The sequence below is a fragment of the Psychroserpens sp. S379A genome (genome assembly GCF_049800755.1).
Lineage (GTDB): Bacteria > Bacteroidota > Bacteroidia > Flavobacteriales > Flavobacteriaceae > Psychroserpens.
In genome coordinates this window covers 164,261-179,089 of sequence record NZ_JBNAFQ010000002.1, presented here as the reverse complement: position 1 = coordinate 179,089, position 14,829 = coordinate 164,261, and the positions used below count along the sequence as shown (strand labels likewise).

9 protein-coding genes are annotated in these 14,829 nt (G+C 30.1%); 5 read left to right on the top strand and 4 right to left on the bottom strand.

From position 1 onward, the window contains the following. Nucleotides 1-2: 2 nt before the first annotated feature. The 4 genes from ACP15M_RS05560 to ACP15M_RS05545 are packed head-to-tail and all read right to left on the bottom strand — an operon-like array spanning nucleotide 3 to nucleotide 6,961. On the bottom strand, nucleotides 3-1,958 hold the full coding sequence (locus tag ACP15M_RS05560; protein WP_425076195.1) for a transglutaminase-like domain-containing protein: 1,956 nt from the start codon (nucleotides 1,956-1,958) through the stop codon (nucleotides 3-5). After that, complete coding sequence (locus ACP15M_RS05555) at nucleotides 1,933-5,205, bottom strand: tetratricopeptide repeat protein (RefSeq protein ID WP_425076194.1); 3,273 nt, start codon at nucleotides 5,203-5,205, stop codon at nucleotides 1,933-1,935. The genes ACP15M_RS05560 and ACP15M_RS05555 overlap by 26 nt, the downstream gene beginning before the upstream one ends. Nucleotides 5,206-5,252: 47 nt before the next feature. Then, nucleotides 5,253-5,702: a LexA family protein gene (locus tag ACP15M_RS05550; protein WP_425076193.1), complete on the bottom strand. Its 450-nt coding sequence runs from the start codon at nucleotides 5,700-5,702 to the stop codon at nucleotides 5,253-5,255. Continuing rightward, on the bottom strand, nucleotides 5,693-6,961 hold the full coding sequence (locus ACP15M_RS05545) for a Y-family DNA polymerase (protein ID WP_425076192.1): 1,269 nt from the start codon (nucleotides 6,959-6,961) through the stop codon (nucleotides 5,693-5,695). Before ACP15M_RS05545 ends, ACP15M_RS05550 begins: the two co-directional genes overlap by 10 nt. 582 nt (nucleotides 6,962-7,543) lie before the next feature. On the opposite strand from ACP15M_RS05545, the gene ACP15M_RS05540 reads away from it, so the two are divergent. The 5 genes from ACP15M_RS05540 (at nucleotide 7,544) to ACP15M_RS05520 (ending at nucleotide 14,822) form a co-directional block, all read left to right on the top strand. Continuing rightward, the gene (locus ACP15M_RS05540) at nucleotides 7,544-8,800 is read left to right on the top strand and encodes a phage integrase SAM-like domain-containing protein (protein ID WP_425076191.1); all 1,257 of its coding nucleotides are present in this window, start codon (nucleotides 7,544-7,546) and stop codon (nucleotides 8,798-8,800) included. Nucleotides 8,801-8,867: 67 nt separating this feature from the next. After that, on the top strand, nucleotides 8,868-10,481 hold the full coding sequence (locus ACP15M_RS05535) for a type I restriction-modification system subunit M (RefSeq protein WP_425076190.1): 1,614 nt from the start codon (nucleotides 8,868-8,870) through the stop codon (nucleotides 10,479-10,481). A 2-nt stretch (nucleotides 10,482-10,483) separates the two neighbouring features. Then, complete coding sequence (locus ACP15M_RS05530; RefSeq protein ID WP_425076189.1) at nucleotides 10,484-11,731, top strand: restriction endonuclease subunit S; 1,248 nt, start codon at nucleotides 10,484-10,486, stop codon at nucleotides 11,729-11,731. A gap of 4 nt (nucleotides 11,732-11,735) precedes the next feature. Beyond that, the gene (locus tag ACP15M_RS05525) at nucleotides 11,736-14,588 is read left to right on the top strand and encodes a type I restriction endonuclease subunit R (protein ID WP_425076188.1); all 2,853 of its coding nucleotides are present in this window, start codon (nucleotides 11,736-11,738) and stop codon (nucleotides 14,586-14,588) included. A gap of 27 nt (nucleotides 14,589-14,615) precedes the next feature. Continuing rightward, a complete protein-coding gene (locus ACP15M_RS05520; RefSeq protein WP_425076187.1) occupies nucleotides 14,616-14,822 on the top strand; it encodes a hypothetical protein in 207 nt (68 codons plus the stop codon). The last annotated feature ends 7 nt before the right edge of the window (nucleotides 14,823-14,829 follow it).

Here is a 14,829-nt window from a genome sequence, read left to right as displayed (position 1 = left end):
AATTATTGTTTTTTAAGCACAACGACTTCCTTGAAGTTTTTTTCCGATTTTTTAATGGCAGCATTAACTTCTTTTTGTTGTTTTGGGTTAAGGGTTAAAAATTTCATTTTTAACTGATGAGTATATAAAATGCTATCTTCAGTTTGATTATAAGTAATGTCAAAATCAAAATAATCGTTATGTAACGAAAAATTTTCTGGCAAATAATCGATAGTGTATTCTTTAGGTATTTTTAGAGATGTTTTATAATCATAATAACTTTTATATTTCATTTCGGTATCATGTTCTCTATCTTCTTCAGTTTTAAAATATTTTAGATCTTGATTTAAATTAAGGTTTACATAAATTTCATCGCCTAAATTTTTAATGTAATCACTTATTTTAAAATTATAATCAATAATAAAATCTTTGTCGTATTCATATTTATTTGTTTCGGTAAGGGAATCTATTAAAAACTTATTGTTACCTTTTCGTAATTTGATATTGTAATATTCTTTAAGTTTTAAGTCGGTATCTTCGTCTTCTAACTGAACAAAATAATCTATTTTGTAGTATCCTGTAATTTGTGTTTTGCTTTTTCCAATTAGTTGATTGTCATTAATACTAAGTTCAGTGTGTTCAATATAAGAATTGACTTTAGGAGACATTATAGGAACATTTTTAATTTTAAAATCTGATTCTCCTTTAGAAATTAAAGCTTCTTTTCCTTGAATAAAAGAAGATGGCATTTCAAGTGGTAAATACCGACCAGTAGCATCAAGAAAGTAGGTTTTGTTATCAATGTCTATTGATAAGATCATGTGATTATCTACTATTGGTGTTGGAACTTCTCTATAGCTATATGGAATGGTTCTGGTGCCAATCCATGTAAGATGTCCTTCAAGCCCAGCAATCTTTAGCATTTCAAAAAGAATGCTTGAGTTGTCTTTACAATCGCCATATTTTTTATTGAACACTTCGTTAGCTTCTCTTGGAACAAATCCGCCTAAAGCATATTCAAAATCGATGTATTTAATATTTCTTTGAGTCCAATAATATATAGCTCTAACTTTTTCTATATCTGTATCCTTATCTTTTATTAAGTCGTTTACTAATATTACAAGGTTTTTGTCAGATGGACTAGTATTAATGTCTTTCACTAAAGAGTAATACCATGAATACAAATCTGAGACATCGTTTAATACATTAACTGTTTTACCGTCAATTTTATAGGCTGTTATCATAGGGACAATATGTGGTAAAACGCGTTTGTATGTAGGTACATTAGGCTCTCTTTTAAATCTATTAACTTCTGAAAGCTCCCAAGTATAAATAATGTTTCCACGTTTTTCTTTTTTATTGAAGGTAATGTCGAAGTCTTCAGTATTAAACTCTTGAAATCGAAAAGAAATATCCTTGTCTGCTATTAAGGTTACTTTCTTTTTTTGAATTGGAAAGAAATCTCCAAAATAAATCGGACTAAGAAAGCGAGGATTTTTTACAATTTCAGTATACTGTAACTTTGTCTTTCCTCCAACTGAAAGTTTAGGAAAGATAAAATTTAGTGACTTGGTATCGTCATGAAAGGATCTACCAAGCTCATCTTTTTCTATAAAATCTTCAACTTCATAGGCTCTATATTTTCCATTACTAAATTCGTAAGATGTTGCTTCAACAGAATTGAGTTCGTAAAAGGTTGAAAAGTTTAAAGCTCTTTTTGAACCATAAGTTGCGGTTTTGTCTAAGTATAAATCTTCTTCAATAAAGGATTGTTCAATTTCAATATTGTTGTTTTTTAATTCTACAGAAATAACTACTTCATCTAATAAGCGTACTATATGAGATTCAGGATATTTGTTTTTATTCAATTCAAATTCTTCTGATAGTTGTGCTATTGCATTAAGAGGAAATAGGATACTTAATAAAAAAACAATGGGGTAAAAGTTAATGTTATTAGTTTGAAGCATAAATCGTTCCATTTGAATAATTTTCGATTTTGGTGAGTGTTCCAGATTTATCATAATATTTAGCCTCACCATGTTTTTCTCCATTAAGGTAATTAATAGATTCTTTTAATTTGCCGTTAGCGTAAAATTTTTCATAAAGCCCATTTCTAACACCATATTTGTAGTGAGTTTTAGATTTAATATTGCCATTTTCGTAATAGCTTATGGTTTCTCCGTGAAGTTCGCCTTTATCATATTTGGTAATGCTTTCTAATGTTCCATCATAATAATTGGTTATGTAATTACCATGTTCTTGGCCATTAATGTATTCAAAAGTTCGTGAAGGATTTCCATTATCGTAAAAGGCTTCAATTTTTACAGTTTCATTACGTATAGGAATTATTTCTTTTTCAGTTCCGTTTGTGTCTAAATATGTATAGCCAATGAGTTCACCATAATTGTATATACGAACCAATTGAAGTTTACCAGAAACACTATAAAATTCTTTTCTATTATGTTCTAATCCATTTATATATTCTGTTGAAATTTCTAATTCACCATTTTCATGGTAAGACAAACATGTGCCAGATTTATTTCCATAGGCATATACATAATCGTCTTCTAGTTGTCCAGATTGGTAGAAATTTTTGGAAGTGCCATTTTGATTTCCGTTAAGGTAGTAATCAACAACTCTCTTTTCTCCATTTGAATAATACCATGTCCATTCACCATCCATTTCACCATTATAATAATTTCCAGAAGTTTTTAGGTTGCCATAAAAATCATAATATCTATAAGCACCATGTTTTAATCCATTAACATAGTCAATCTCTGTTTCTTTGCTTCCATTTTGGTAGTGCGTAATGAGTTTGTGGTTTTTTTCAAAATCTGCAAAACGAACTGTTTCAAAAGGGTGTTCATCAATATTAAAATACACATCTTCAATTAGTAATCCGTAATCATATTTTGACTCTTGGTATAAAGTACCATCTACTCTAAAGTATTCTTGAGTACCATGTAAATTATCTTTGTGGAAGAAGTTTGTAGCTTCGGGAGTCCCATTAATATAATAGTATTCCCAAGTTCCATGTCTTAATCCATTTTTATACCATCCTTGTGATTTTAGTTGACCATTTTTATAATAGTATTGATAATAGTTAATGTTATTCTCAATGTCATAATCATAAACACTTTCTAAATCTCCAGAACTGTAGTAAACATTATGAATACCTTCAGGAGAATCATTTTTATAATTCCCTTCTTCTCGTAATACGCCATTGTTGTTGTAGAAGGTCCATGGTCCTATCTTTCCTCCACTGATATCGTATAAGCCTTCAGCAGCTTTATTACCATTTGGATGATATCCTTCATAAAAGAATTCTCCTCCTTTTTTTCTCTTATTTGATAGAATATTACCTGATTTGTCATAGAATTTATAACTAATAATTTCACCTTTTCGATATTGAAATTCAGATGTTAATTTTCCATCTGTATCATAGGTTTTATAGTTGTCATTTAGAGCTCCATTATTATATGTGTATTCTGCATTTAATGTCCCATTAGCATAGAATAATTGCCATGGACCATGAAAAAAACCGTTTACTGATTGACCAATTTCTTTTTTGTTTCCGTTTGGGTGAAAAGTAAGGTAAGGTCCGTTTAGTTTATCGTCTTTGTAACTAGCTTCCAATGACTTTTGCTTGTTCCAATAGTATTGCGTTTCTGTACCATTCCTTAGATTATTTTTAAAATTCATTATAGAGTAGATGTTTCCATTGGCATAATATTCTTTAAAATCACCATCAATGATATCATCTACATAATCGGCCTCATATTCTTTTACAGATTCACCAACATCAAAAAACGCTAGATATTTACCATTTAGTTTCCCTTCTTTGAATTGTTTTTTTTGTTTTAGACCTCCTTGTTTTATATAGTATTTGTATTCACCATCGTAAGTATCATTTTTTGAATTAGTTAAAATGTATGGTTTTCCATTATCGAAATATAATTTGTTTTCTCCATTAAGTTTGCCATTTTTATATATAGCTATTTCTTTAATGACTCCATTGTCATGAAACCAGGTCCACTTTTTGTCACGTTCTCCTTTGTCATTATATGATCCCTTGCTAGAAATCAATCCGTTATTATTATAGAAAACCCAATTTCCAACGGCTACATTATTCTTTATTTTGCCTTCTGCTTGAAGTTTTCCGTTGTAGTAATTGAAAGACATATTCTCTTTAGATTTTGTGCTAAAAATATCATACCATTTTGTAACATATGTATTTACAAAAGATGTTATTTTACTTTCATTTTTTTCAATAATTTTTTTGTAGTCTTCATTTTGTATAGACATATTTATGGTGTAGGTAAAATCATCAAAATAATTGTTTGATGCTATCCATTGATAAAAAGGAACATAATATTGATCCCAAAATCCATTATTGCCTTCAATTGATTTTAGTTGTTCTAATAAGGCGTGGTTTTGTTTTACTATAGAGATGTTAATCTTGTTATCTATTTTGTAGTTTGAGTTTAATGCGATTTTATTGTTTAACACAAGATCAATATCTTCAAATACTTCGTCATCTTCAGAAATACTTAAATCTGAAATTGGTTCATAATCATTTTTATTTGCTGCTAGATCATTTATATATTTTAATAAATTAAACGCTCTTTCTGTATCGGGTTCTGATAATAAACTCATATTGAAACACATTAGAGCTTGTGCCATCAGTTGTTGTCGATAACAAATATTCCCTAGTTGTAAATGGGCATTTTGATAAAGTGGTTTGTATATAATTGCTTTTTGATAGGCTTTTATGGCTTCAGGAATTTTGTCTAAATTTTCATACGCAATACCCTTGTTGTACCATAGTTTTGCGTTTGTCGGAAATAATTTTATAGCTTCATTATACACCTTGAGGGCTTCATTATAATTTTCCAAATTAGCATAACTTACACCTTTATTCATCAATAGAAATAATTTCGAATTATTGTCGCAGCTTGATGATAGCCCTTCATTTGTAGTAGCTAAAGCATCTTCATATTTTTCTTGTTGAATGAGATAATATGATTTTGAAGTTAGAACAGAACAATAAGTTGAATCATTTTTATTAATGGTATTTAAATGCTCAATCGCTTTATCGTAATTCTGTTTGTTAGCATTTTCTGAAATTAATTTAGATACTGTGTTATAATCTATAAACGGAATTCTTTCTTGACTATATATAATTAAGCAAAATAATGTAAATAAAAAAGTTAACAGATATTTCATAGTAGTGTTAAAGTTGGTTTTAGAATATGTAAAAATAGTGTTTTAGTCTACATCCTCTTAATCACATGTGTCACGATTCCCCAAATTTGAAAATTATGATGTTCTGTGATTAAAATAGGATCGTAAGCTGGATTTTCGGGTTGAAGATAAACACCTTCAGGAGTGACCTTAAGACGCTTTACAGTAAATTCGCCATCAATAAAACAGACCGCTATTTTGTTATGTGTAGGATCTAAACTTTTATCAACAACCAATAAATCACCATCATCTAATCCAGCGCCAACCATAGATTGGCCGCTCACTCTAGCATAAAATGTGGCTTCTTTATTTCTAACTAATGTTTTGTCTAAACTGATTTTATTTTCTTTAAAATCGTCTGCAGGAGAAGGGAATCCTGCAGAAACACCAGTGTTAGCAAGCACAATATCTAGCGATTGAGAGTCGTCTGGAGTATAAAACTCTAAAGCATTTTTAGGAGTTAAAAATTTTAATGACATTTTACAGTAAGTATTTCGTTAATATTGGTCGTGTATTTTGGAGACAATCGTTCTTGGCGCATTTTCCATGTACGATTTAGATCTTGATTGCCTAACTTTATTTTATGAGCTTCGTATTTTGTGTTAATATAATCAATAGTTTTCATTAAAGATTGGTGCTTTGGATGCTCATTTAAAAATAAATTAAGTTGTCTTTCGTTTTTTGGCACTAAACCCATAAGTATAACTCCAGCTTTTTTGTAATGAACCCCTTTTTTATAAATTTCCTTTAATCCTTCGGTAGCATAGTTACTTATAATTAAATTGGAGTCTGTAGGATAGGGTAAATTAACAACAGTACTTAAAGACTTATAAGGTTCTCCTATCTTATTGTGTCTGTTATTTTTTATAAATACATATAGCATGTTACAGCACGAATGTTGTTTTCGTAATTTTTCAGAACAACTGGTAGCAAAGGTTGAAATACGCTCTTTAAGGTTGTCAAAATCTGAATAAGTATATTCAAAACTACGTGTAGTTGCAATTGCTTTTTTTTGCTGATTATGATCCTCTAAGGCTAGTGTCGGAATTCCTAATAATTCTTTTTTTAAGCGTAAACCAGTTACTGCCATATTATGTTTTACCCATTCATCGCTAAGTTGTGTGAAGTCGTAAGCAGTAATACATTGTCTTGTTTTTAAGCGTTTTTGCAAGCCATAGCCAATGCCCCAAACCGATTCAATTTTTAACCATTTAAGAGCTTTTATTCGTTTGTCTTCAGAATTTATAACATATACACCATTGGTTTTCTTCGGAAATTTGCGAGCAATTTTATTAGCCACTTTAGATAAAGCTTTTGTTGGAGCAATACCTACACATGTTGGAATGCCTGTCCATTTTAAAATGCGTTGTCGTATTTGAAGCCCGTAATCGTAAAAGTTATAATCATCAAACCCTTTAAATTCTAAAAACGCTTCGTCAATGCTATAGACTTCTACATCTGGAGTGAATTGCTCTAAAATTGACATGACGCGATTGCTCATATCACCATATAACGGATAGTTTGATGAAAATACGCGAATGTTATGTTGCTTAAAAAAATTCTCATATTTAAACGCAGGCGCTCCCATTGGTAAACCCAAAGTTTTGGCTTCATCACTACGCGAAATGACACAACCATCATTATTTGATAAGATGGCTACAGGTTTGTTATTGTATTGTGGTTGAAAAACGCGTTCGCATGATGCATAAAAATTATTACAATCTACAAGTGCAAACATGTTATAAATATAAATTAAAACTTTGAGTTTTCGTTCTGTTTTGAAGTACAGTTGTTAAAATTTATCTAGGCAATTATCAGATATTAATCTATAATGTTTTGTCATTTCGACAGAGCGAGGAATGAGTGACGAGAAACCTTTAAGATTAGCTTTGCTGATCCCAAAGAGCTATGCTGGAAATATGAATTGCTACGCAATTAAAATTCACTCATTCAAAAATTTACTCAAACACGTTTGGATAAATTTGGATTAGCTTCGCTGATCCTAAAAGGTTATGCTGGCAATTGATTAAAAGCAAACTTGCGTTTGCTTATTAAAAAAGCTCAAAAAATTTACTGAAGCAAGCTTCGACAAATTCTTTGAACTTTTTTAATCTATTCGCAGAGAGGAAGGGAATGCTATAAATAAAAATTACATTTTGGGTTTTGGTCGTAATACCCTACTAATTTGTTTTTAAAACCAATAAAAACAAGTGTTATATGTGGTTGATATATTTGTATGGTTTTGTATGATTTTTGAATAGATTGAATTTTACCGTACAAAAACTGTACAAATGTTATATATTTGTATGTAAATAATTTTATGGCTACAGTTAGTTTTTTATACCGTTCAAAAAAGGAGGAAGCTCCATTGACAGCAAGGTTACTTTTTAGACACAATAAAAAGGATTATGTATTTGCTTATAAAATACAATTAAGAGTTACGAAAACGTATTGGGAAAATGTTCACTCTAAGAATCCAAGAGATTCAAAATTGAAAAGTGAAAAAGCAAATGTTTTGTCAAAGCTAAGTAAAGTTGAGAAGTATTTAATAAACGCTTTTCTACAAGAAGATTCAGTTGATTTAATTGACAAAAAATGGTTAGGCAGGCAAATTGGAGAGTTCTACAATCCAGAAAAGAGTAATACTGAAATTCCTAAATCGCTGATTCGTTTTATTGATTACTATGTTTCAAAAAAACAAAGGGATGTCAATAAAAGGTCAATTTCAAAGTATGAAACTATAAAAAGAAAAATGGAACGCTTTGAAACTTACCTTAATAGAACAATAATGCTTATTGATATAAATGAGTCGTTTAAAGATGCGTTTTCCGAATATTATGATTTAGAAAACTATTCACAAAATACTAAGCAAAGAGAGTTTGCAATTATCAAAATGTTTTGTCGCTATGCTTTTCAAAAGGGAATTCAAATTCATCCAGAAGCATTGTCGTTAAAATTTTCAAAAGAAACACCTCCAAAGGTATATCTGGATTTTGATGAACTAAAAAAAATCGAAAATGCTAAACTGGAGTATAATTATCAGGAAAATGCAAGAGATTGGTTAATTGTTAGTTGCTACACAGGGCAAAGGATTTCTGATTTTATGAGGTTTAACAAAAAGATGTTAAGAGAGGAAAACGGTAAAATCCTGTTGGAATTCAAACAACAGAAAACAGGGAAGCTTATGACTATTCCTTTACTACCTAAGGTTCAAGAAATTCTTGATAAGCATAATGGTGAATTTCCAAGACCAATTTCAAGTCAACGCTATAACAATTATATAAAAGAAGTGGCTAAGCTCTCTGGAATCAATCAAAAAATTAAGGGTAAAGTCCAAAAGGACATTTCTGAAGAAGACGATGGTAAAGCTAAAATAAGAACGGTATTTGGGTTGTACCCAAAATACAAATTGGTTACAAGTCATATTGGGCGCAGATCTTTTGCCACAAATTATTATGGAAAAATTCCAACCACTTTACTTATTAATGTTACAGGACATAGTACTGAATCTATGTTTTTAAATTACATAGGTAAGAGTAATAAAGATTTAGCTTTAGAGCTTACTAAGTATTTTTAAGGGTTTCGTATATTTTAGAGAAAAAGATTTATATTTTTAACATTCTAAATAATACCGTACCAATTTAATGTCAGAAGACCATAAAAAACAACTCGAACAACAACTTTGGAATATTGCGAACACCCTAAGAGGCAAAATGAATGCCGATGAGTTTCGTGATTATATATTAGGCTTTATTTTCTACAAATACTTAGCAGAAAAAATAGAACTATATGCCAACAAAATATTAAAAGAAGGTGGCGACACATTTTTATTTTCAGAAATAGATGAAAATACAGAAACAGGAAAAGCATATATAGAAGCCATAAGAGAAGAATCATTAGAAAAATTAGGGTACTTCTTAAAACCTTCAGAGTTGTTTACATCTATTGCTAAAAGAGGAAATTTTAATGATGAAGGAGAACCTTTGGTAAAAGAAAATGAAAGTACTTATAACACCAAAGACAATTTCATATTAGAAGATTTACAAAAAATCCTAAACAATATCCAAAATAGTACTATGGGTACGGATAGTGAAGAAGATTTTGAAGACCTTTTCGAGGATATGGATTTAAACTCTACCAAATTAGGAAAAACACCAGAAGCACGTAACGAGATTATAGCTAAGGTTCTTGCTCACTTAGACAAAATAGATTTTAAATTAGAGAATACAGAATTAGATGTATTGGGTGATGCTTACGAATATTTAATTGGGAAATTTGCAAGTGGAGCTGGTAAAAAAGCAGGTGAATTTTACACACCACAAGAGGTAAGTATGGTATTAGCAAAGTTGGTTACAACAGGTAAAAAGAAACTAAAATCAGTTTATGATCCAACCTGTGGTAGTGGTTCTTTGTTATTACGAGTGGCTAAAGAAGTTGATGAAGTAAACAACTTTTACGGACAAGAACTCAACCGTACTACTTACAACTTAGCACGTATGAATATGATACTACACGGTGTACATTACCGTGAGTTTAACATAAAACAAGAAGACACCTTAGAGTATCCGCAACACTTAGAACATCGTTTTGAAGCTATTGTAGCAAACCCACCATTTTCTGCAAAATGGAGTGCCAATCAACTCTTTATGAGTGATGATAGATTTAGCCAATATGGTAAGTTAGCACCAAGCAGTAAAGCAGATTTTGCTTTTGTACAACATATGGTACATCATTTAGCTGAAAACGGACAAATGGCAGTAGTGTTACCACACGGTGCTTTATTTAGAGGTAATGCAGAAGAACATATTCGTAAATATTTAATCAAAGAGAAAAATATATTAGATGCTGTTATAGGTTTGCCTACTAACTTGTTTTACGGTACACCAATACCAACGTGTATTTTAGTGTTTAAAAAGTGTCGTGAAAATCCAAATGATGTTTTGTTTATTGATTCAAGTGCATATTTTGAAAGAGGAACACAAAATGTTTTAAGACCATCTGATGTTGAAAAAATCATAACAACATATAGAGATAGAACCGTAGTTGATAAGTATAGTTATGTTGCGCCGCTTTCTGAAATTGAAGAAAACGAATACAATCTTAATATTCCAAGATATGTAAATACATTCGAGGAGGAAGAAATTATTGATGTTTCAAAAGTATCTACCAAGTTGAAAGCTTTAGAAATGGATATGAAAGAAACTGATGATGCATTAATAGCACTTTGTAATGAACTAAACATAGAGACACCTTTTTAAAAATGGATAAAAGAGAAAGTAAAATACCTCTTATCAGATTTCCAGAGTTTAAAGAGGGTTGGGAGCATAAACAATTAAATGAATTGCTAAAAGTTTCTAAGAAAAAAAACAAAGACTTAAAGTATTCTAAAGAAGAAGTATTATCGGTTTCTGGTGAGTTAGGCATTGTAAACCAAATAGAACATTTAGGGCGTTCGTATGCTGGTGCTTCAGTACATAATTATGGTTTGGTTGAAAATGGAGATATAGTTTATACCAAAAGTCCTTTAAAAGAGAATCCTTACGGTATTATTAAATTAAACAAAGGTGTGCCTGGTATTGTATCAACTTTATATGCTGTTTATAAAGTAAAAGATAACAATGCCGATGGTGAATTTATAGAGCATTACTTTTCATTAGATGCTAATACCAATCGTTATTTAAGACCTTTAGTAAGAAAGGGAGCTAAAAACGATATGAAGATTAACAACGAATATGTATTACACGATAGAATCTTTGTACCTAAAAAGGAAGAGCAAAAACGCATTGCACATTTTTTTAATGTAATTGATACTAAAATCAATCAATTAAAAGAAAAGCAGAACCTTTTAGAAGAGTATAAAAAGGGTGTGATGCAAAAAATATTTACCCAAAAAATCAGATTTAAAAAAGAGGATGGTAGTGATTTTGAAAATTGGGACAATACAACACTTGGTAAAGTGTTTAAAATATTCAACGGTTATGCATTTTCAAGTAAAGATAGTTGTGAGAATGGTGTTAAATGGGTTAAAATAGCAGATGTTGGCATTCAAAGAATGCAAAGAGAAAACGTATCATTTTTGCCTTTCGAGTTTAGAGAATTGCACAAGAAATTTTTGCTTAAAAAGGGTGATTTTGTGATTGCTCTTACAAGACCAATATTAAATGGAGAATTGAAAATAGCGGAGATTGATGATTTTTTTCATAATTCTTTACTTAATCAAAGAGTAGGTAAAATTATCAGTTCTAATAATTTAATTTTTATCTATTACTTTCTTCAACAGCAATGGTTAATTAATTCAATTGAAAAAAATATAGCAGGTACTGATCCACCTAATTTATCGGCAAAAGAAATTGACCACATTAAAGTTAGTATTCCTAAAGTCAAAGAACAAGAAAAAATTGCAAAGATTCTTTCAAATATTGACAATAAAATTGCTAAGTCTATTAACCAAATAGACAACTTAAAAAACTATAAAAAAGCGTTGTTACAGCAAATGTTTTGCTATTAAAATTATGAGTACACAATCAGAACAAGTATTAGAAAATCAGTTATTAGAACAGTTGTCAACTATTGGGTATGCTAAGGTTAGTATTCCAGATGAAGCTTCTCTATTAGCAAATCTAAAAACACAATTAGAAAAGCATAATAACATTACATTTACTGCTAAAGAGTTTGAACGTGTACTCAATATTCTTAGTAAGGGTTCTGTATTTGAAAAAGCAAAAACCTTACGTGAAAAACAACATATTGTACGTGATAATGGCGATAACCTCTATTTCGAGTTTTTAAACACAGAGCATTGGTGTCAAAATCAATATCAAGTTACTAATCAAGTTACTATTGAGGGTAGCTATAAGAATCGTTATGATGTTACTTTGTTGGTTAATGGTTTACCATTAGTACAAATAGAACTAAAGCGTAGAGGCTTAGAAATGAAAGAAGCCTTTAATCAAATAAACCGTTATCAAAGACATTCGTTTGGTGCTAAATCCGCTTTATTTCAATACGTGCAAATATTTGTAATTAGTAACGGTGTAAATACCAAATACTATGCAAATAATAGGCATCAATCCTTTAAACAAACATTCTATTGGACAAATAAAGAAAACAAGCGTTTAACCAATATTCTTAATGGGTTTACAAGTGAGTTTTTAGAGCCTTGTCATATCTCTAAAATGATATGTAAATACATTGTGCTAAACGAAACCCATAAAATATTAATGGTGCTTAGACCGTATCAATTCTATGCAGTAGAAAGCATTATAGATAAGGTTAAAAATAGTACACACAACGGTTATATATGGCATACTACAGGTTCTGGTAAAACGCTAACCTCTTTTAAAGCTAGTCAAATAATTATGAAAATGCCACAAGTCAAAAAGGTGGTATTTGTAGTAGATAGAAAGGATTTAGACTACCAAACTACCAAAGAGTTTAATAGTTTCTCTAAAGGCAGTATCGATGGTACAGACAATACAAAAGCATTAGTAAAACAGTTTAGTGATGATACGAAGATTATTGTAACTACCATTCAAAAGCTAAATACAGCCATTAGTAAAAAGAACTATTTAGCAAAAATGGAGCAACTAAAAGACGAGCGTATTGTTTTCATTTTTGATGAATGTCATCGCAGTCAATTTGGCGATACACATAATAATATTAAAAAGTTCTTTACCAATCATCAAATGTTTGGTTTTACAGGAACACCAATATTTGCAGATAACGCAGTTAAAAACGAATTAGGAAAACGTACTACAAAAGAATTGTTTGGTGAGTGTTTGCATAAATACGTGATTACAGATGCTATTAAAGATGAAAACGTATTAAAGTTTGCAGTAGAATATGTTGGTAGATACAAACAAAAAGAATCAGCAACCGAAATAGATATTGAGGTAGAAGATATTGACCGTAAAGAGTTAATGGAATCACCAAAACGTTTAGAGAAAATTGCAGATTACATCATAGCAAATCACAACCGAAAAACACACAACAAAGAATTTACAGGAATGTTTTGTGTGGGAAGTACTGATATGTTGGTAGATTATTATGACATTCTACAGCGTAAAAAAGAAGCTGGAGAGCATAATTTAAAAATAGCAACCATATTTAGTTATGTAGCTAACGAAGAAGATGCAGATGCAAACGGATATATTCCAGAAGAAGTTTCCGTAGTTGAAGAATCACCTGCTTTATATGGTTTGAATGTACATAAAAGAGATAAATTAGAAAGTTATATAGGACATTATAATGAAATGTTCGGCTCTAATTTCTCAACAAAAGACAGTCAATCATTTTACAATTATTACAACGATATATCAAAGAAAGTTAAAGAACGTAAAATTGATATTCTGTTAGTAGTAAATATGTTTTTAACAGGTTTCGATAGTCCATCATTAAATACCTTGTATGTAGATAAAAACCTAAAATATCACGGATTAATACAAGCCTATTCACGTACCAATAGAATAATAAACGAACAGAAATCACAAGGTAATATTGTGGTATTCCGTAACCTTAAAAAAGCAACAGACGAGGCAATTACACTCTTTAGTAATAAAGAAGCTATTGAGGTAATTATAATGAAGCCTTATGAAGAATATGTAAAGAAATTCAATGATGCTTTTATCAATTTATTACAAATAACACCAACAGTTAATAGTGTAAATGATTTAGTAAGTGAAGAAGATGAATTAGAGTTCATAAAGGCTTTTCGTGAATTAATGCGATTAAAAAATACAATGACAACCTTTGCAAATTTCGATTGGGAAGATTTAGCAATGGCAGAACAATTGTTTAATGATTACAGAAGTAAGTATCTTGATTTATGGCAAAAAACAAAACACGATACAGCCAAAGAAAAAGTATCAATTTTAGATGATGTAGATTTTGAATTAGAGTTAATACATAGAGACGAAATTAATGTAACATATATTCTTAAACTATTAGCCAACTTAAAAGATGCTAAAAAAGAAGAAAAAGAAGCTAAGAAAAAAGAAATTGTAGATGCATTAACAGGAGAAGCCAATTTAAGAAGTAAACGAGAGTTAATAGAAAAGTTTATAGAAGACAATTTACCTCAAATAGAAGATTCAGAAACCATACCACAAGAATTTGAAAAGTTCTGGAGTAAGGAACAACAAAAAGCATTTGAAGTATTTGTAAAAGAAGAAAATCTATCATCAGAAAAAACACAAAAACTTATTGAAGGTTATCTATATGCAGAAAGAGAACCGTTAAGGGATGAATTATTAGATTTAATAGAAGGAGATAAACCAAGCGTATTAAAACGTAAAACCATAGGAGATAGAATACTTCAAAAAGTGGTAAATTTCGTAGATACTTTTATTAATGGGATGGATAATTAGTGAATTTTATAATCTATAAGCGAATAAATGAGCTCAAGAAAAAAACGTAATCCATTAATTGAATCCATAAAAGGATTACTTACAACATTCGTTGTTACAATTTTGTTATTTAGTATTGTATTTATCCCTATGGGGATTTATAATGGTAAACTTGAATGGGAGATTTGGTTAATATTTTCTTTAATTGTTAGTCTTGGTGTTTCCTTTTTGGTTGGAAAGGATAAACTATTTTGATTTTAAA